General features: G+C 53.5%; 16 protein-coding genes. 6 read left to right on the top strand and 10 right to left on the bottom strand.

Translation table 11 applies throughout. The features are described 5' to 3' along the window. Window positions 1–10: 10 nt before the first annotated feature. Both yajL and panE read right to left on the bottom strand, forming a co-directional pair. Window positions 11–601, bottom strand: a complete 591-nt coding sequence (yajL, locus tag BM007_RS08100) for a protein deglycase YajL (RefSeq protein ID WP_090418039.1) — start codon at window positions 599–601, stop codon at window positions 11–13. Then, window positions 564–1,475 (bottom strand): 2-dehydropantoate 2-reductase, encoded by a 912-nt coding sequence (panE, locus tag BM007_RS08095; RefSeq protein ID WP_090418037.1) that lies wholly within the window; start codon window positions 1,473–1,475, stop codon window positions 564–566. Before panE ends, yajL begins: the two co-directional genes overlap by 38 nt. A gap of 121 nt (window positions 1,476–1,596) precedes the next feature. Between panE and BM007_RS08090 the strand changes: the two genes are divergently transcribed. Continuing rightward, window positions 1,597–2,088, top strand: a complete 492-nt coding sequence (locus BM007_RS08090) for a YajQ family cyclic di-GMP-binding protein (RefSeq protein ID WP_023334701.1) — start codon at window positions 1,597–1,599, stop codon at window positions 2,086–2,088. A gap of 31 nt (window positions 2,089–2,119) precedes the next feature. Here the strand turns inward: BM007_RS08090 and BM007_RS08085 are convergent, their stop codons facing one another. The 8 genes from BM007_RS08085 to BM007_RS08050 all read right to left on the bottom strand — a co-directional run bounded on the left by BM007_RS08085 (window position 2,120) and on the right by BM007_RS08050 (window position 10,993). Next, window positions 2,120–3,481, bottom strand: a complete 1,362-nt coding sequence (locus BM007_RS08085; RefSeq protein WP_090418034.1) for an MFS transporter — start codon at window positions 3,479–3,481, stop codon at window positions 2,120–2,122. Between the two features lie 149 nt (window positions 3,482–3,630). After that, window positions 3,631–4,518: a heme o synthase gene (cyoE, locus tag BM007_RS08080; RefSeq protein ID WP_013095848.1), complete on the bottom strand. Its 888-nt coding sequence runs from the start codon at window positions 4,516–4,518 to the stop codon at window positions 3,631–3,633. 11 nt (window positions 4,519–4,529) lie between these two features. Continuing rightward, on the bottom strand, window positions 4,530–4,856 hold the full coding sequence (locus BM007_RS08075; RefSeq protein WP_006176899.1) for a cytochrome o ubiquinol oxidase subunit IV: 327 nt from the start codon (window positions 4,854–4,856) through the stop codon (window positions 4,530–4,532). Next, entirely contained in the window at window positions 4,856–5,470 is a 615-nt protein-coding gene (locus BM007_RS08070; RefSeq protein WP_023334703.1) for a cytochrome o ubiquinol oxidase subunit III, read from the bottom strand. The genes BM007_RS08075 and BM007_RS08070 overlap by 1 nt, the downstream gene beginning before the upstream one ends. Then, window positions 5,460–7,451 (bottom strand): cytochrome o ubiquinol oxidase subunit I, encoded by a 1,992-nt coding sequence (cyoB, locus tag BM007_RS08065; RefSeq protein ID WP_014168864.1) that lies wholly within the window; start codon window positions 7,449–7,451, stop codon window positions 5,460–5,462. The genes BM007_RS08070 and cyoB overlap by 11 nt, the downstream gene beginning before the upstream one ends. 16 nt (window positions 7,452–7,467) lie before the next feature. After that, window positions 7,468–8,415, bottom strand: a complete 948-nt coding sequence (gene cyoA, locus BM007_RS08060; protein ID WP_014882770.1) for a cytochrome o ubiquinol oxidase subunit II — start codon at window positions 8,413–8,415, stop codon at window positions 7,468–7,470. 477 nt (window positions 8,416–8,892) lie between these two features. Next, window positions 8,893–10,368, bottom strand: a complete 1,476-nt coding sequence (gene ampG, locus BM007_RS08055; protein WP_032646163.1) for a muropeptide MFS transporter AmpG — start codon at window positions 10,366–10,368, stop codon at window positions 8,893–8,895. Window positions 10,369–10,414: 46 nt separating this feature from the next. Continuing rightward, window positions 10,415–10,993, bottom strand: coding sequence for a lipoprotein (locus tag BM007_RS08050; RefSeq protein ID WP_023310568.1), 579 nt, complete (start codon window positions 10,991–10,993; stop codon window positions 10,415–10,417). A 305-nt stretch (window positions 10,994–11,298) separates the two neighbouring features. On the opposite strand from BM007_RS08050, the gene bolA reads away from it, so the two are divergent. The 5 genes from bolA (at window position 11,299) to lon (ending at window position 18,066) form a co-directional block, all read left to right on the top strand. After that, the gene (gene bolA, locus BM007_RS08045; protein WP_021241655.1) at window positions 11,299–11,616 is read left to right on the top strand and encodes a transcriptional regulator BolA; all 318 of its coding nucleotides are present in this window, start codon (window positions 11,299–11,301) and stop codon (window positions 11,614–11,616) included. A 330-nt stretch (window positions 11,617–11,946) separates the two neighbouring features. Next, complete coding sequence (gene tig, locus BM007_RS08035; RefSeq protein WP_024906818.1) at window positions 11,947–13,245, top strand: trigger factor; 1,299 nt, start codon at window positions 11,947–11,949, stop codon at window positions 13,243–13,245. Between the two features lie 259 nt (window positions 13,246–13,504). After that, window positions 13,505–14,128: an ATP-dependent Clp endopeptidase proteolytic subunit ClpP gene (gene clpP, locus BM007_RS08030; protein ID WP_010428105.1), complete on the top strand. Its 624-nt coding sequence runs from the start codon at window positions 13,505–13,507 to the stop codon at window positions 14,126–14,128. A 126-nt stretch (window positions 14,129–14,254) separates the two neighbouring features. Continuing rightward, a complete protein-coding gene (gene clpX, locus BM007_RS08025) occupies window positions 14,255–15,529 on the top strand; it encodes an ATP-dependent protease ATP-binding subunit ClpX (RefSeq protein WP_024906819.1) in 1,275 nt (424 codons plus the stop codon). A gap of 182 nt (window positions 15,530–15,711) precedes the next feature. Further along, the gene (gene lon, locus BM007_RS08020; protein ID WP_023334706.1) at window positions 15,712–18,066 is read left to right on the top strand and encodes an endopeptidase La; all 2,355 of its coding nucleotides are present in this window, start codon (window positions 15,712–15,714) and stop codon (window positions 18,064–18,066) included. Window positions 18,067–18,217 lie beyond the last annotated feature (151 nt).

Genomic DNA, 18,217 nt, shown 5'->3' with positions numbered 1-18,217 from the left:
GAGAAAACACCTATTCGTAATAATTATAAATCCCCGCCGGTATCACCAGCGATGACGCCACTTCGTACGCCTTCTCGCGCCCGACCAGCAGGTCAATAATCTTTAAGCCAAAATCAATTGCGGTGCCGGGTCCCTGGCTGGTCAGCAGGTTGACGCGCGGGTCCCAGACGACGCGTTTATCCACCCAATGCTCTTCCGGGATCGTATCCTTAAGCCCCGGGAAGCCGGTCATGTTGCCGATAGGGAAGATATCGTGCGGAATCAGCACCGTGCCGGCGGCGGCACAGATAGCGGCGACGATACGGCCGGATAAATGAAACTGACGCACGGTCTCGACCAGCAGCGGGCTGTCGCGAAAACATTCCGCGCCTTTCAGGCCACCGGGCAAAACGATGATGTCGTAATCCCCGTCGGCTACCTGCACGAGCGGGGCATCCGCGAGCAGCTTCACGCCGCGCGAGCAGGTAATCGCCAGGCTGCCGTCGCTGGCGACGCTGGCGGTTGTCACCTTAATGCCACCGCGCATCATCAAATCAATGGTGGTGACCGCTTCCATCTCTTCGCTACCAGGGGCGAGGCAGATCAGGGCTGACGCGCTCATATTCACTCTCCTTACGTTTAACCAGGTCATACAGACGGGCGTTTTCCGGCACCGCGATGCCGTGCGCGCGGGCGCGTTTTAGCAGATAACCGGTGATATAGTCGATCTCCGTGTGGCGTAATGCCCGAACGTCCTGCAGCATCGAGGAGATGTTTTCTGCCGTGCTTTCAATGACCTGATCGACATAACAGCGCAAATCGTCCGCCGACGTGTGCAGGCCTTCCCGCTCAACGACCGCCGCGATTTCTGCACACAGCACCGCAACGTCCTGTGGATGATTTTTCAGCTCTCCGTTCGGACAGTTCCACAGCGCCGTCAGCGGATTGATCACGCAGTTTACGGCCAGCTTGCGCCAGAGTTGAGGACGAATATGGTTATGCCAGGCCACGTCCGGCAGCACCTTCTGCAGCACATCGGCCAGATAGCTATAGTCGCCATCCTGCGTTCTGGCGGGTCCAATGTGCGTCACCCCGCTGGCGACATGCACGATGATGTTGCCGTCGCGACGGGCAGCGTGCGTGGTCGTCGCCATCAGCAGGGGCTGCGGAACGCTTTTCAGCTCGTCAAGGGTCCCCATGCCGTTATGCAGCAGCAGTATGGGCGAAGTGGGGGGGAGCTGGGCGGACAGCGTCTTTACCGCGTCTGAGACCTGCCACGCTTTGAGCGTCACCAGTAAAAGGTCACTTTGCGCCAGGAAATCCGGATCGTTCGCGGTGAGGGATTCGTTAAAGATGCTTCCGTCTTCACCAATCAGGTTTACACTGCAATAGGGCTGGGGCACGCGCAGCCAGCCCTGAACCTCATGTCCGTGCTTGCACAGCGCGGTCAGCCACAGCTGACCAAGGGCTCCACATCCGAGCACTGTAATTTTCATTGTTCCTCCTCACCTGCAACTGCGCCAGGTGTTACAGCTTAATTATACAGCTAAGCTTCTGTTGAGTTATGCCTCGTAGCGGGTATTATGCAACGCAACAAAAGTGAAGGGAGAAGAAAAGATGCCATCTTTCGATATTGTTTCCGAAGTTGATATCCAGGAAGTTCGCAACGGCGTTGAGAACGCAACCCGCGAAGTTGAGTCACGTTTCGATTTTCGTGGCGTTGAGGCGTCGTTTGAGCTGAACGACGCAAATAAGACCATCAAGGTGTTGAGCGAGTCTGATTTCCAGGTAAATCAGCTGCTCGACATTCTGCGCGCCAAGCTGTTAAAGCGCGGCATCGAAGGGACGTCTCTGGATGTGCCGGAAGAGTTTGTGCACAGCGGTAAGAACTGGTTTGTTGAAGCTAAGCTGAAGCAGGGCATCGAGAGCGCGGTGCAGAAGAAGATTGTGAAGCTCATCAAAGACAGCAAGCTGAAGGTGCAGGCGCAGATTCAGGGCGAAGAGATTCGCGTCACCGGGAAATCCCGCGACGACCTCCAGTCCGTGATGGCGCTGGTGCGCGGCGGCGATCTGGGGCAGCCGTTCCAGTTTAAAAACTTCCGCGATTAATATAAAAAGCCCGGTTTAACCGGGCTTTTTTTCACGCTTTGAGCGCCTGCTCAACTTCGAAGCGGTTGGTCATTTTACTGTCTATTTTGACGTAAGCGCTGCGCTCTTCGGGGACAATCAGCACTTCTGTCACGCCTTCTTTTGCTTCCAGACGCTGTTTCAGCGCATCGCCAATCTCAACGTCATTCGGGATTTCCACGCGCAGGCTGCTCACGTAGCGCGGCTCTTTCATGGTGCTGGCGACCAGCAGCCAGACTGTCGCCAACAGCGCACCGGCGAGAAACACGGTTTGTGAATCAAACAGGCCGTCCACCCAGCCGCCAAGCGAGCCGCCGATTGCCACGCCGAGAAACTGGCTGGTGGAATAAATGCCCATTGCCGTGCCTTTGTAACCGGCGGGGGACTCTTTGCTGATAAGCGACGGGAGCAACGCTTCCATCAGGTTAAAGGCCAGGAAGAACAGCTGCACGCCGGCAATCAGCTCCCAGAAGTGCGGGCCGGCACCCCAGAGCACGATCTCGGCAATCAGCAGGACCGCTACGCAGCCCACGAAGACGCGCTTCATTTTGCGCTTCACTTCGGCGTAGATGATGAACGGCACGACGGAGACAAACGAAATCAGCATCGTAACCAGATAGATTTTCCAGTGCTCAGCAGCCGGAAAACCCGCTGCGGCAAGCTGGCCGGGCAGGGCAACAAAGGTCGACATCAGCAGGATGTGCAAACACATAATGCCAAAATTCAGCTTCAGCAGGCGCGGCTCGACAATCACTTTGCTGAAGCAGCCTTTTACCATCCCCGATTCACGGTTGAGGACGTGGTTTTTGCTGTCCGGAACCACCCACAGGGTTAAGGCAATACCGATGGTCGCCAGCACGGCAATCATCCAGAACAGCGCGTGCAGACCCAATGTGTGCGTAATAATGGGGCCCAGCACCATCGCAATCGCAAACGTCACGCCAAAGCTCACGCCGATGAACGCCATCGCTTTAGTGCGGTTCTGCTCGCGGGTTAAGTCTGACAGCAGCGCCATCACCGCAGCGGCAATCGCGCCGGAACCCTGCAGGGCGCGGCCGAGAATAATACCCCAGATGGAGTGGGAGAGGGCGGCAATGACGCTCCCGAGCACAAAGACCAGCAGCCCACCGACGATCAGCGGCTTTCGGCCCACCCGGTCAGAGAGCAGGCCAAACGGGATCTGGAACACCGCCTGCGCCAGACCATAAATGCCAATGGCGAGGCCAATTAGCGCCTCGCTGGCCCCCTGCAGCGCCATACCGTACGTGGTCAGAACAGGCAGGACCATAAACATGCCAAGCATCCGTAGCGAGAAGACAGTCCCTAAGCCCCAGGTCGCGCGAAGCTCGCCTGGCGTCATTTTATAATCGTTCATTACCACCTCAGTTCAAAAGCAGGCCATAGTGTAGTGCGGGGAAGGGGCGGGGTAAATAAAGGGTTATTTAACAAATATTACATGCGTTATTAATAAATTCCGTGAATAAAAAAGGGTGCCGAAGCACCCCTTTATTCACCTGTTGTGGCTTACCAGACGTAAGTCAGCAGGTTATGTGAATCTGGCACCATGAAATCGACAGACATCATCACGGACAGCGAGGTGATGGCCACAATCGAGAACACAAACAGTTTGCGCGCCCAGACTTTGTCATCTTCCACTTTGTAACCGCGCAGCGCCATACCGAGCCACCAGACGCTCACCGCAGCCGCTACCGCCAGATATTTATATCCAGCGTAACCACCCAGAGAGAGCATCAGCGTTGCCACGGCAAAGGCGATGATGTACAGCGTGATATGGTTCTTGGCAACCGAAATGCCTTTCACGACCGGCAGAACCGGGATGTTCGCTGCCTGATAATCCTTAAAGCGGAAAATCGCGATGGCATAAGAGTGCGGCATCTGCCACAGGCTAAAGATAGCCAGCAGGATCAGCGCACCGCTGTCGAACTCGTTCGTGACCGCGCAGTAGCCAATCACCGGCGGCGCAGCGCCGGAGAGAGAACCAATCAGCGTGCCGTAGACGGAGTGGCGTTTCATATACAGGCTGTAGACGCCCACATACACCACGAACCCCATCACCCCCAGCCAGCAGGCCAGCGGGTTAGCACCAAACCACAGCAGCATAAAGCCAGCAATACCCAGCAAGGTGGCGTACACCAGCGAGACGGAAGGGGCGATCAGGCCTTTCACCAGCACCCGATTTTTGGTCCTTTCCATCTTCTTGTCGATATCCATGTCGATGTAGTTGTTAAATACACAACCGGACGCAACAACCAGTGACACACCGACCAGCGTGTAGATAAAGAGGGTGTAATCAATGCTGCCCTTAGAGGCCAGCAGGAACCCTCCGATCACGGAGATCAGGTTGCCAAAGATGATGCCTGGTTTCGTTACTTGCAGGTATTGCTTAAACATACTCGCCGCTCTTAGTGAACCATCATGTTGTAGTTGAGGTTCCACATAATCCAGATGGAACCGACTACCAGGATAGCGATGATAATCACGGTAAAGATAAAGGCGGTCATATTCCAGCCTTCATCGGACTTGGTGTTCATGTGCAGGAAGCAAACCAGATGCACCAGAATCTGAATCACCGCGGTCACCAGGATTGCACCCAGAATAACCGGCTTAGACGCAGAACCGCTCATCACCATCCAGAACGGGATCACCGTCAGGATGATCGACAGGATGAAACCTGTCATGTAGGTTTTTACGCTACCGTGGGAAGCGCCATGATCGTTTGAATGACTCATTACATCGCCCCCATCAGATATACAACAGAGAACACACAGATCCACACCACGTCCAGGAAGTGCCAGAACAGGCTCAGGCACATAATACGGGTACGGTTAGTGCTGGTCAGGCCGCGACGGGATACCTGGAACATCAGTACCGCCATCCAGATCAGACCAGAGGTGACGTGCAGACCGTGGGTACCTACCAGCGCGAAGAACGCGGACAGGAAACCACTGCGATCCGGACCGAAACCTTCCAGAATCAGGTGATGGAATTCATAGATTTCCATCCCGATAAATCCAGCACCAAACAACCAGGTCAACGCCAGCCAGGAAACAACCTGGCTCTTGTTGTTTTTGTACATGGCGATAGCCGCCATGCCGTAGGTGATGGAGCTGAATAACAGCAGTGCGGTTTCAACCAGAACGAACGGCAGTTCAAAGATATCCTTGCCAGCCGGGCCGCCCGCCGTGCCGTTCACCAGAACGGCATAGGTCGCGAACAGACAGCAGAACAGAATGCAGTCGCTCATCAGGTAGATCCAGAAACCGAAGACTTTGGTCGGTCCTGTATCGTGGTGCGCATGTTCATGCGCGTGGGCAGTTGAGTGCGCCAGAGTATCAGTTGCCATTTTTCAGCCCCGCTTTAGAAATCTCGTCGAAATGCTGATTTTCCAGCTTCTCAACTTCACGGACTGGTACGTAGTAGTCCACGTCCTCGTCAAAGCTCTTCACAATCCAGCTGATTACGATGCCGGCGAAGCCAACAATCGCCATCCACCAGATGTGCCAGATCATTGCGAAACCAAATACCGTTGCGAAGGCGGCAATCACGATGCCCGCACCGCTGTTTTTCGGCATGTGGATCTCTTCGTAATGAGCAGGTTGCTTGTACGCTTCACCTTTTTCTTTCATTTCCCAGAATGCGTCGCGTTCATGAACCTGCGGCACGATGGCAAAGTTATAGAAAGGCGGTGGAGAAGAGGTTGCCCACTCCAGCGTACGGCCACCCCATGGGTCACCGGTCAGGTCACGGTTCTGGTCGCGGTCGCGAATAGACACGTAGAACTGAATCAGCTGAGACGCGATACCACAGGCAATCAGCACGGCACCGCCCGCTGCAACCATCAGCATTGGGTGGAACTGCGGATCGATCTGCTGGCTCAGACGACGGGTCATACCCATGAAGCCCAGCACGTACAGCGGCATAAATGCTACGAAGAAGCCGATGATCCAGAACCAGAACGCGCGTTTACCCCATTTCTCGTTCAGCGTGAAGCCGAACGCTTTTGGCCACCAGTAGGTTACGCCAGCGAAGCAGCCGAAGACCACGCCACCGATGATAACGTTATGGAAGTGCGCAATCAGGAACAGACTGTTGTGCAGAACGAAGTCAGCACCTGGTACCGCCAGCAGTACGCCGGTCATCCCACCTACGGAGAAGGTCACGATGAAGCCGATGGTCCACAGCATCGCTGAGTGGAACACGATACGACCCTGGTACATGGTGAACAGCCAGTTGAAGATCTTCACCCCGGTAGGGATGGCGATAATCATAGTGGTGATACCGAAGAAGGCGTTTACGTTCGCGCCCGCACCCATGGTGAAGAAGTGGTGCAGCCAAACGATGAACGACAGAACGGTAATACACACGGTTGCCCACACCAGAGAGGTGTAACCAAACAGACGTTTACGCGAGAAGGTTGCCGCGATTTCGGAGAACACACCGAACACAGGCAGAACCAGAATGTACACTTCCGGGTGACCCCAGGCCCAAATCAGGTTGATGTACATCATCATGTTGCCACCCATATCATTCGTGAAGAAATGGGTGCCCAGGTAGCGGTCCAGGGTCAGCAGCGCGATGGTGACGGTCAGAATTGGGAAGGAGGCAATAATCAGGATGTTGGCGCACAGAGATGCCCAGGTAAATACCGGCATCTTGAACATGGTCATGCCAGGGGCACGCATCTTGATAATGGTCACGAAGAAGTTGATACCGGTCAGGGTAGTACCGACACCGGAGAGCTGAAGCGCCCAAATCCAGTAGTCGACGCCAACGCCCGGACTGTACTCAATTCCTGACAGCGGCGGGTAAGCCAGCCAGCCGGTCTGCGCGAATTCGCCCACACCCAGTGACAGGTTAACCAGAATAACGCCGACAACCGTGAACCAGAAGCTCAGGTTGTTCAGGAACGGGAACGCCACGTCGCGCGCGCCGATTTGCAGCGGAACGACAACGTTCATCAGACCGATAACCAGCGGCATCGCCACGAAGAAGATCATGATAACGCCGTGAGCGGTAAAGATCTGATCGTAGTGGTGCGGCGGCAGGAAGCCGGCTTCACCCGCTGAAGCGAGTGCCTGCTGGCTACGCATCATGATCGCATCCGCAAAGCCACGAATTAACATGACGATACCGACGATGCAGTACATGATACCGAGTTTTTTGTGGTCAACCGAAGTCAGCCACTCGTTCCACAGGTAGCTCCACTTACCGAAGTAAGTGATCAGGGCCAGTAAGGCCGCGCCACCAATGATAATTGCAGCCACCGTAACCACGATAATCGGTTCATGGTAGGGCACTGCATCCAGTGTCAATTTTCCGAACATTTTCTTCCTCGGCCCCTTAGTGAGCGGTTTCCGCGTGGCTCATGTCCATGCCTTCCATACCTTCATGCGCGCTGTGCTCGCCTTCAGGCTGGGTCATGTCCATGCTCTTGCCGTGATCCATAAATTTGCCAATAACGTCTTTGAACAAATCTGGTTTCACATTAGAGAAGTACTCCACCTTGTTGTATTCGCTAGGTGCAGCCACTTTTTCGAACGCCGCCATGTCAGACATGGTGTTTGGAGACTGCTTCGCTTTTTCAACCCACTGGTCGAAAGCGGCACGGTCCGGCGTCGCAATAGCTTTGAACTTCATACCTGAGAAGCCCGGGCCGCTATAGCTGGCGGAGATACCATCATAGGTGCCTGCTTCATTCGCGATCAGGTGCAGATTGGTCTGCATACCGGCCATCGCGTAAATCTGGCTACCCAGACGTGGGATGAAGAAGGAGTTCATTACGGAGTTGGAGGTCACTTTGAACTGAACCGGAGTGTTCGCCGGGAAGGCGATTTCATTCACGGTAGCAATACCCTGCTCTGGATAGATGAAGAACCATTTCCAGTCCATGGAGACCACTTCAATGGTAATAGGTTTCTCATCGTGAACCAGCGGTTTGCTTGGCTCAAGTGCGTGAGTGGTTTTCCAGGTCAGTACGGCAAGGAACAGGATGATCAGAATAGGTACCGTCCAGACCACAGCTTCCACTTTATTGGAGTGTGACCAGTTAGGGCTATACTTCGCATCTTTATTGCTCGCACGATACTTCCAGGCGAAACCAACAGCCATCAAAATGGCAGGAATAACCACAATCAACATCAGGCCAAAAGCCGTCAATATCAGTGAACGTTGTTCCAGTCCAATCTGTCCTTTGGGGTCTAGTAGTGCAGAATCGCAGCCACTGAGTAATACAGTGCCCGCGAATAATGACAACCATCCCAAACTTTTATTGTATTTCCCGAGTCTCATTTAACGACCTCAATTCCACGGAGTCTGGTGGCGTTTAAAGTGTGCGGGCATTTTACGGGAAGGTTACATTACTGTAAACATCATTAGGCCTGTGTCAGGAAGGTGTTACCGGGTTCTGCCGCACGTGTCACAAGTGTTGCAAATTATGTCGGTTTTTATGACCGAAGCCGCATGGCATGGGCTTTATAACGAAAGGACCCCCAAGCATACCCTAAAAGGGGCAATTGGTATAACCATTGTTGAAAATAAACAAAAAATTAACAATTAATTATCAATAAAAAGACATCTAAAAAACGAAAAATCAAACTCTCGCATGCTGAATCGTTTAATGAAAAATAGCGTTTTGGAATGGGAGCCAATAATTTCCAAATCCTATCCCGCACAAAACAACAAATATTTTTTTTGCGGTTGATGGCTATTTCGCCGTTATAATTTCGGTTAGTGATTACAACGGAAAATAACCTTTCGCATTTTTCTTCAGGTCATCTGCGTTTTACGCAAGGCCATGAAATCGAGCAGGCCCCCGGTCAGGATCCCGGCGATAGCCAGCAGGGCGCCTGCGTCCAGCAGAAGGGCTTCGAAGGGGAGTGCCAGTGACGTGCTGGCATTAATAATGAGCACCACCAGCCACAGTGCCAGAGCAAGGCAGCCCACCATTAACAGACGTAACGCAAAACGGTAGGCGCGGTGATATTCGGTGCGCGGCATAAAGTGTTCTGTCCGCTGGGTATATTCCAGCGTCTGGCGACACACCAGCAACAATAAAATCCCCGGCACGGCGGCCACGACAGAAAAGAGATAAAATGTTGGCCAACCGTGGGCTTCCACGAACCAGCCGGCAATCGGGCCAACGTACACGCGGCCTACGGCAGAGAGCGCCGAGAGCAGAGCGAACTGCGTGGCGGAAAATGACTTGTTGCACAGGGTCATCAGCAGGGCGACAAACGCCGCTGTGCCCATACCGCCGCAGAGGTTTTCGAAGAACACCGCCGCGGCCATGCTGATCGTATGTTTATCGGTAATCGACAGCAGCCAGTAGCCTGCGTTAGAGGCGCCCTGAAGGATGCCGAAAATCAGCAGCGCGCGGAACAGCGTCAGGCGCTGCATCAGCACGCCACCGTATAATGCCCCGACAATGGTCGCAAACAGCCCCAGCGTTTTATTCACCACACCCACTTCGCCGGCGTCAAAACCGACACCGCGGATCAGGAAGGTGGTGGTCAGGCTCATGGCAAAGGCATCGCCCAGCTTATAAAGGACGATGAGCAACAGGATCAGCCAGGCGTTGTTGCGGCCAAAGAAGTCACGAAGCGGTTCGGCGACGGCCTGCTCCAGCGAGCGGGGAACCGGGATAACGTCACTCGGTTCGGGCGCCAATAAGGTCGCGATAATGCAGGGGATCAGCAGGGCGGCCATCAGCCAGTACATGCCCTGCCAGCCGAGGTAACGGTCGGCAAGCCACAGCGCCAGCCCACCGGAGACCAGCATCCCGAGGCGATAGCCCAGCACGCTGATTGCCGCACCGGCGCCACGCTCTTCCGCAGGTAACACGTCCGTCTTCCAGGCATCGAACACGATATCCTGAGAGGCGGAACAGAAGGCAATCACCACCGCAAGCGCCGCCATCCAGCGAAGCTGCGTGGTAGGTTCAAGAAAACCCATCGCCGCAATGGCCAGCAGCAGTAGGATTTGCGTCATCACCAGCCAGCCGCGACGACGCCCGAGGAAAGGCGGCGTGTAGCGATCCATGACCGGAGACCACAGGAACTTAAAGACGTAGGCCTGGCCCACAAGCGAGAAGAAACCAATGGTTTTCAGATCGATGTTCTCGACCGTCATCCACGCCTGAAGCGTGCCGGAAGTGAGTGCGAGGGGTAAACCCGAGGCAAAGCCGAGGATCAGCAGAATCGCTGATTTCGGTTGCTGGAAAATGCGTAAGTAATGGCTGGACATGTTCTTATAAAACTGACCCGGTGATACACCGGGTCAGCGAGCGGGATTAACGCGCGTTCTGCTTGATGAAGTCGTGAATGCTGGTGTCCTGCGCCATATCGGCGATGGTATCGGTCAGCACGCTATTAACGGCGTTAGCAATGTTCTGGTTGGAGGCCTGGAACGCACCTTCAACAGAGTAGCTGGCGCGGTAGTTTTTGGTCATCTTGTTGCCATTCTTCGCGGTGGCAATGATGGCGATATCCGCTTTGGTCGCGATGTTGTAGCGCACGTTGCCCTGAGACACGTCAGCATACAGGTTGTTCACGATGATCTGCAGATCAACCGCGCCGCTTGGGCCAATCATGTAGCCGCGAGCGGTCATCTGTTTCTCCAGCACTTCCTGGAGCAGGAAGCGCAGGTCGCGGGACGCGGTGAGGGTAACCTGCTGGTTATCGCGGGTCACTTTTGCCAGCGCCTGATCCTGACGCTGATCGGCACCGTTAATGCTCACGGTGACGCCCATCAGGCTTGGGTCCTGCTGAGGCAGGGTGATTTTTGGTGAGACATCAATAGTGGTAGGCGGGGTAGCGCAGCCTGCCAGCATAAAAAGGGCTACCAACGGAAAGAAGAGTTTTTTTAACATTTTCGGGTTCTCAACGAATCGTAAGCATATAAAGAGAAAAATTGCCGCCATCATAACATCGCCAACGGCGAGGGGAAGTGGTCAACGCATGTAAATTCATCGCCTTGTCCGAAAACTGACCAGTTCACCGTTTTTCCCAATCCGTGTATGACAAAACGTATGAGTCTCACAGTGAACTTCATTCGTTTGAATGAGAAAATCAGACGAAAGCTAAATATTTGTTGTCAAGGTGTAATGGAAACGGTAAAAGCGGCTAACATTTAAAGGGATGGGTGACATCCTGGCGTTGTCGGAGGAGTAATTTCATGATGATACGTGAGCATATAGAAGATAAATTAAGGGCGGCGTTCAACCCTGTGTTCCTCGAAGTCGTCGACGAAAGCTATCGTCATAACGTGCCGGCAGGTTCTGAAAGCCACTTCAAAGTGGTTCTGGTTAGCGATCGCTTCACGGGAGAACGTTTCCTGAATCGGCATCGCTTGATCTACAGCACCTTGACGGAAGAACTCTCCACGACCGTACATGCGCTGGCACTGCATACCTACACCATTAAGGAATGGGAAGGCTTGCAGGATACGGTTTTTGCATCACCGCCCTGTCGCGGAGCAGGCACAATCGCCTGATAAATCGGATTTGCAACGGCTGGAGCTTTTCCAGTATGTTGCTTACAGATTTCCTCAAAACGGCCTCCGGGCCGTTTTGTTTTGTCTGAGTTTTGAGCGGATGGTGCGATTTTAAGGCTAAAAATAGCCTTAAAGTGTGAAAAAAGCCGCAGCAACATGCCCCAACCGTTCTCGACTCACCTAAGTGATGCCGCTATAATGCCGCGTCTTATTGAATGTCTTCGGGATGATTCTGGCGACAGGGAATGTGAATCTGCACTAAGAGAGCATCCCGGTATAACAGACAGATTCAGAGTTGACCGAGCACTGTGATTTTTTTGAGGTAACAAGATGCAAGTTTCAGTTGAAACCACTCAAGGCCTTGGCCGCCGTGTAACGATTACTATCGCTGCTGACAGCATCGAAACTGCTGTGAAAAGCGAGCTGGTCAACGTAGCAAAAAAAGTACGTATTGACGGCTTCCGCAAGGGCAAAGTACCAATGAATGTTGTTGCTCAGCGTTATGGCGCTTCCGTGCGTCAGGATGTGCTGGGTGAACTGATGAGCCGTAACTTTATTGATGCGATCATCAAAGAAAAAATCAATCCGGCCGGCGCGCCGAACTACGTTCCAGGCGAATACAAACTGGGCGAAGACTTCACCTACTCCGTAGAGTTCGAAGTGTACCCGGAAGTTGAGCTGAAAGGTCTGGAATCTATCGAAGTTGAAAAACCAGTTGTTTCCGTGACTGACGAAGACGTTGACGGCATGCTGGATACCCTGCGCAAGCAGCAGGCGAACTGGAAAGAGAAAGAAGGCGCTGTTGATGCTGAAGACCGTGTCACCATCGACTTCACCGGTTCTGTAGACGGCGAAGAGTTCGAAGGCGGTAAAGCGTCTGACTTCGTACTGGCAATGGGCCAGGGTCGTATGATCCCAGGCTTCGAAGACGGTATCAAAGGCCACAAGGCTGGCGAAGAGTTCACCATCGACGTGACCTTCCCGGAAGAATACCACGCTGAAAACCTGAAAGGGAAAGCAGCGAAGTTCGCTATCAACCTGAAGAAAGTTGAAGAGCGCGAACTGCCAGAACTGACTGAAGAATTCATCAAGCGTTTCGGCGTGGAAGATGGTTCCGTAGCGGGTCTGCGTACCGAAGTGCGTAAGAACATGGAACGCGAACTGAACGGCGCGGTGCGTAACCGTGTGAAATCTCAGGCGATCGAAGGTCTGGTGAAAGCCAACGACATCGACGTTCCAGCTGCCCTGATCGACAGCGAAATCGACGTTCTGCGCCGTCAGGCTGCACAGCGTTTCGGTGGCAACCAGCAGCAAGCGATGGAACTGCCACGCGAGCTGTTCGAAGAGCAAGCGAAACGCCGCGTAGTTGTTGGCCTGCTGCTGGGTGAAGTGATTCGTACCCACGAGCTGAAAGCTGACGAAGAGCGTGTGAAAGGCCTGATCGAAGAGATGGCTTCTGCATACGAAGATCCATCAGAAGTGATCGAGTTCTACGGTAAGAACAAAGAGCTGATGGACAACATGCGCAACGTCGCCCTGGAAGAGCAGGCTGTTGAAGCGGTACTGGCGAAAGCGAAAGTGTCCGAAAAAGCGACCTCTTTCAACGAACTGATGAACCAGCAGGCGTAATTTCGCCCCAACGGTTTAAAGTTTGAACAAAAACCCGTTGCCTTTTGGTGACGGGTTTTTTTTATCACACCAATAGCCCAGGAAGAGTGCTAAAACGCCCTTTCAGTGTTAGCGTAACAACAAAAGGTTGTTATGCTTGAAATAGGGCACTGTGAACCCCATAAGTACGTAATCACGATGAATGAGACTGGCTGATAATCCGTCCATAAGGTTACAATCAGTACAGCAGGTGTTTTCAATTTAGATCCAGGAGACGGAAATGTCATACAGTGGCGAACGAGATAACTTTGCACCCCATATGGCTCTGGTGCCAATGGTTATTGAACAGACCTCACGTGGTGAGCGATCTTTTGATATCTATTCCCGTCTGCTCAAGGAACGCGTTATCTTTCTGACCGGCCAGGTGGAAGACCACATGGCTAACCTGATCGTGGCGCAGATGCTGTTTCTGGAAGCGGAAAACCCGGAAAAAGACATTTACCTGTACATCAACTCCCCGGGGGGCGTGATTACAGCGGGGATGTCCATTTATGACACCATGCAATTCATCAAGCCAGATGTCAGCACTATCTGTATGGGTCAGGCTGCATCTATGGGCGCGTTCCTGTTAACAGCAGGGGCGAAAGGTAAGCGTTTCTGCTTGCCAAATTCCCGCGTGATGATTCACCAGCCGCTGGGCGGTTACCAGGGGCAGGCGACGGATATCGAAATCCACGCCCGCGAAATTCTGAAAGTAAAAGCGCGCATGAATGAACTTATGGCGCAGCATACGGGTCAACCACTCGAGCAGATCGAGCGCGATACCGAGCGCGATCGCTTCCTCTCTGCACCAGAGGCAGTTGAGTACGGCTTAGTCGACTCCGTGTTGACCCATCGTAATTGATGCCCGCGACGCGAGTGTGCCGCTATACTAAGGTAGGGCGGCACGCTGCTTATTGCAGCTTGCGTCTTAGATTGGCATTTGCGTCGTCATGTGCGGCACAAAGAACTTAAAAAGAGGTTTGGACTCATGACAGATAAACGCAAAGATGGTTCGGGCAAACTGCTGTACTGCTCTTTTTGCGGCAAAAGCCAGCATGAAGTGCGTAAACTGATTGCCGGGCCGTCCGTGTATATCTGCGACGAATGTGTCGATTTATGTAACGACATCATTCGCGAAGAGATTAAAGAAGTCGCACCGCACCGTGAGCGCAGCGCGCTGCCAACGCCGCATGAAATTCGTCATCACCTTGACGACTACGTCATCGGGCAGGAGCAGGCCAAGAAAGTGCTGGCGGTAGCGGTCTATAACCACTACAAACGTCTGCGTAACGGCGACACCAGCAATGGCGTAGAACTGGGTAAAAGTAACATTCTGCTGATCGGCCCAACCGGTTCCGGTAAAACGCTGCTGGCTGAAACCCTGGCGCGTCTGCTTGATGTTCCGTTCACCATGGCGGATGCCACCACCCTGACCGAGGCCGGTTATGTGGGTGAGGATGTTGAAAACATCATCCAGAAACTGCTGCAGAAATGCGATTACGACGTACAGAAAGCCCAGCGCGGGATTGTTTACATCGATGAGATCGACAAGATCTCCCGTAAATCCGACAACCCGTCCATTACCCGTGACGTATCGGGTGAAGGCGTACAGCAGGCACTGCTGAAGCTGATCGAAGGTACGGTTGCCGCTGTTCCGCCACAGGGGGGTCGTAAACATCCTCAGCAGGAGTTCCTGCAGGTTGATACCTCCAAGATCCTGTTCATCTGTGGCGGTGCGTTTGCTGGTCTGGATAAAGTCATCTCCCACCGTGTTGAAACCGGCTCCGGCATTGGTTTTGGCGCAACGGTGAAATCGACGTCCGAAAAACCAAACGAAGGTGAACTGCTGTCTCAGGTTGAACCAGAAGATCTGATCAAATTCGGTCTGATCCCTGAATTCATCGGCCGTCTGCCGGTTGTGGCAACGCTGAATGAGCTGAGTGAAGACGCGCTGATCCAGATCCTGAAAGAGCCAAAAAATGCGCTGACCAAGCAGTATCAGGCGCTGTTCAATCTGGAAGGCGTTGACCTGGAATTCCGCGACGAAGCGCTGGATGCCATTGCCAAGAAAGCGATGATCCGTAAAACCGGTGCCCGTGGCCTGCGTTCTATCGTTGAAGCGGCACTGCTCGACACCATGTACGATCTGCCATCGATGGAAGACGTGGAGAAAGTGGTGATTGACGAGTCCGTCATCAGCGGTCAAACCAAGCCGCTGCTGATTTACGGCAAACCGGAAGCACAGCAGGCATCTGGCGAATAATTCACCAAATCATACAAGCAGTTAATCAAAAAGGGGGGATTTTATCTCCCCTTTACTTTTTCCGTATTCATAGCGTTGAATGTGTGGCAAACATCCCCATATACTGGATACATGTTAATGGTTATGTGAAGCACAGTGACATGACCAGCTTACCTGGCGGACACTAACTAAGAGAGAGCTCTATGAATCCTGAGCGTTCTGAACGCATTGAAATCCCCGTATTGCCGTTGCGCGATGTGGTGGTTTATCCGCACATGGTCATACCCTTATTTGTAGGGCGGGAAAAATCTATCCGTTGCCTCGAAGCCGCTATGGATCATGATAAAAAAATCATGCTGGTGGCGCAGAAAGAAGCATCAACGGATGAGCCGGGTGTAAACGATCTTTTCACCGTCGGGACCGTGGCCTCCATTTTGCAGATGCTGAAGCTGCCTGACGGCACCGTGAAGGTGCTGGTAGAAGGGCTGCAGCGTGCGCGTATTACCACTCTGTCAGACGACGGCGAGCACTTCTCTGCGAAGGCAGAGTACCTTGATTCGCCTGAGCTTGATGAGCGCGAGCAGGAAGTGCTGGTGCGCACCGCGATTAGCCAGTTTGAAGGCTATATCAAGCTGAACAAGAAAATCCCACCAGAAGTGCTGACGTCGCTGAACAGCATCGACGATCCTGCACGTCTGGCGGACACCATCGCTGCCCATATGCCGCTGAAGCTGGCTGACAAACAGTCCGTGCTGGAAATGTCCGACGTTAACGAACGTCTGGAATACCTGATGGCGATGATGGAGTCCGAAATCGATCTGCTGCAGGTTGAGAAGCGCATTCGCAACCGCGTGAAAAAGCAGATGGAGAAATCCCAGCGTGAGTACTATCTGAATGAGCAAATGAAGGCCATTCAGAAAGAGCTGGGCGAGATGGACGACGCGCCGGACGAAAACGAAGCGCTGAAGCGTAAGATCGACGCGGCGAAGATGCCGAAAGAGGCGAAAGAGAAAGCCGAAGCAGAACTGCAGAAGCTGAAAATGATGTCTCCAATGTCGGCTGAAGCGACCGTTGTACGCGGCTATATTGAGTGGATGGTGCAGGTTCCGTGGAACGCCCGCAGCAAGGTCAAAAAAGACCTGCGTCAGGCGCAGGAAATCCTGGATACTGACCACTACGGCTTGGAACGCGTGAAAGACCGCATTCTTGAGTACCTCGCGGTACAGAGCCGTGTAAACAAAATCAAAGGCCCAATTCTGTGCCTGGTCGGGCCGCCGGGGGTGGGCAAAACCTCTCTGGGTCAGTCCATCGCCAAAGCGACCGGACGTAAGTATATCCGTATGGCGCTGGGTGGCGTACGCGATGAGGCGGAAATCCGCGGTCACCGCCGTACCTACATCGGTTCTATGCCGGGTAAACTGATCCAGAAGATGGCGAAAGTGGGGGTTAAAAACCCGCTGTTCCTGCTCGATGAGATCGATAAGATGTCGTCGGACATGCGTGGCGACCCTGCGTCTGCACTGCTGGAAGTGCTTGATCCAGAACAGAACGTGGCGTTCAGCGATCACTACCTGGAAGTGGACTACGACCTGAGCGATGTGATGTTCGTGGCGACCTCCAACTCCATGAACATTCCGGCCCCGCTGCTGGACCGTATGGAAGTGATCCGTCTCTCCGGTTATACCGAAGATGAGAAGCTGAACATTGCTAAGCAGCACCTGCTGCCGAAACAGATCGAGCGTAACGCGCTGAAAGCCAACGAGCTGACCGTCGAGGACAGCGCGATTATCGGCATCATTCGCTACTACACCCGTGAAGCGGGCGTGCGTAGCCTTGAGCGTGAAATCTCTAAACTGTGCCGTAAGGCGGTGAAACAGCTGCTGCTGGATAAGAGCCTGAAACACATTGTGATTAACGGCGATAATCTGCATGCGTACCTGGGCGTCCAGCGCTTCGACTACGGTCGCGCGGACAACGAAAACCGCGTTGGTCAGGTGACTGGCCTGGCATGGACGGAAGTGGGTGGCGATCTGCTGACCATCGAAACCGCCTGTGTGCCAGGTAAAGGCAAACTGACCTACACCGGCTCGCTGGGTGAAGTGATGCAGGAGTCCATCCAGGCGGCGCTGACCGTGGTGCGCGCACGTGCGGAGAAACTGGGTATCAACCCTGATTTCTACGAAAAACGCGACATCCACGTGCACGTACCTGAAGGGGCGACGCCGAAAGATGGTCCAAGCGCGGGTATTGCCATGTGTACCGCTCTGGTTTCCTGTCTGACAGGGAACCCGGTGCGTGCTGATGTGGCAATGACCGGTGAAATCACGCTGCGTGGTCAGGTTCTGCCGATTGGTGGTTTAAAAGAAAAACTGCTGGCGGCGCACCGCGGTGGGATCAAAACCGTATTGATCCCTTACGAAAATAAACGCGATCTGGAAGAGATTCCGGACAACGTGATTGCCGATCTGCAGATTCATCCTGTTAAGCGAATTGAGGAAGTTCTCAGTCTCGCACTGCAGAATGAACCCTCCGGAATGCAGGTTGTAACCGCAAAATAGTGACCTCGCGCAAAGAGCGTCAATAAAAACAAGGCTGGTAAGTCATTTCGCACTTGCCAGCCTTTTTTTGTATAGCTAATTTAGATTGCTGATTAGGTCAGCCATCAACAACGGGTGTTGTAAGGTCATGGCAGGCCTGATATAACTGCTG

It is taken from the genome of Enterobacter sp. NFIX59, assembly GCF_900113755.1.
Classification (GTDB): Bacteria; Pseudomonadota; Gammaproteobacteria; order Enterobacterales; family Enterobacteriaceae; genus Enterobacter; species Enterobacter pseudoroggenkampii.
This window is presented reverse-complemented; position numbering and strand designations above follow the sequence as displayed.

What these genes read in the sequence shown, in the direction of transcription:
- ampG (WP_032646163.1), bottom strand. Translation starts at nt 10,368, where the DNA reads ATGTCCAGCCATTACTTACGCATTTTCCAGCAACCGAAATCAGCGATT.
- BM007_RS08070 (WP_023334703.1), bottom strand. Translation starts at nt 5,470, where the DNA reads ATGGCAACTGATACTCTGGCGCACTCAACTGCCCACGCGCATGAACAT.
- BM007_RS08090 (WP_023334701.1), top strand. Translation starts at nt 1,597, where the DNA reads ATGCCATCTTTCGATATTGTTTCCGAAGTTGATATCCAGGAAGTTCGC.
- tig (WP_024906818.1), top strand. Translation starts at nt 11,947, where the DNA reads ATGCAAGTTTCAGTTGAAACCACTCAAGGCCTTGGCCGCCGTGTAACG.
- bolA (WP_021241655.1), top strand. Translation starts at nt 11,299, where the DNA reads ATGATGATACGTGAGCATATAGAAGATAAATTAAGGGCGGCGTTCAAC.
- BM007_RS08075 (WP_006176899.1), bottom strand. Translation starts at nt 4,856, where the DNA reads ATGAGTCATTCAAACGATCATGGCGCTTCCCACGGTAGCGTAAAAACC.
- BM007_RS08050 (WP_023310568.1), bottom strand. Translation starts at nt 10,993, where the DNA reads ATGTTAAAAAAACTCTTCTTTCCGTTGGTAGCCCTTTTTATGCTGGCA.
- cyoE (WP_013095848.1), bottom strand. Translation starts at nt 4,518, where the DNA reads ATGTTTAAGCAATACCTGCAAGTAACGAAACCAGGCATCATCTTTGGC.
- clpP (WP_010428105.1), top strand. Translation starts at nt 13,505, where the DNA reads ATGTCATACAGTGGCGAACGAGATAACTTTGCACCCCATATGGCTCTG.
- lon (WP_023334706.1), top strand. Translation starts at nt 15,712, where the DNA reads ATGAATCCTGAGCGTTCTGAACGCATTGAAATCCCCGTATTGCCGTTG.
- panE (WP_090418037.1), bottom strand. Translation starts at nt 1,475, where the DNA reads ATGAAAATTACAGTGCTCGGATGTGGAGCCCTTGGTCAGCTGTGGCTG.
- BM007_RS08085 (WP_090418034.1), bottom strand. Translation starts at nt 3,481, where the DNA reads ATGAACGATTATAAAATGACGCCAGGCGAGCTTCGCGCGACCTGGGGC.
- yajL (WP_090418039.1), bottom strand. Translation starts at nt 601, where the DNA reads ATGAGCGCGTCAGCCCTGATCTGCCTCGCCCCTGGTAGCGAAGAGATG.
- cyoA (WP_014882770.1), bottom strand. Translation starts at nt 8,415, where the DNA reads ATGAGACTCGGGAAATACAATAAAAGTTTGGGATGGTTGTCATTATTC.
- cyoB (WP_014168864.1), bottom strand. Translation starts at nt 7,451, where the DNA reads ATGTTCGGAAAATTGACACTGGATGCAGTGCCCTACCATGAACCGATT.
- clpX (WP_024906819.1), top strand. Translation starts at nt 14,255, where the DNA reads ATGACAGATAAACGCAAAGATGGTTCGGGCAAACTGCTGTACTGCTCT.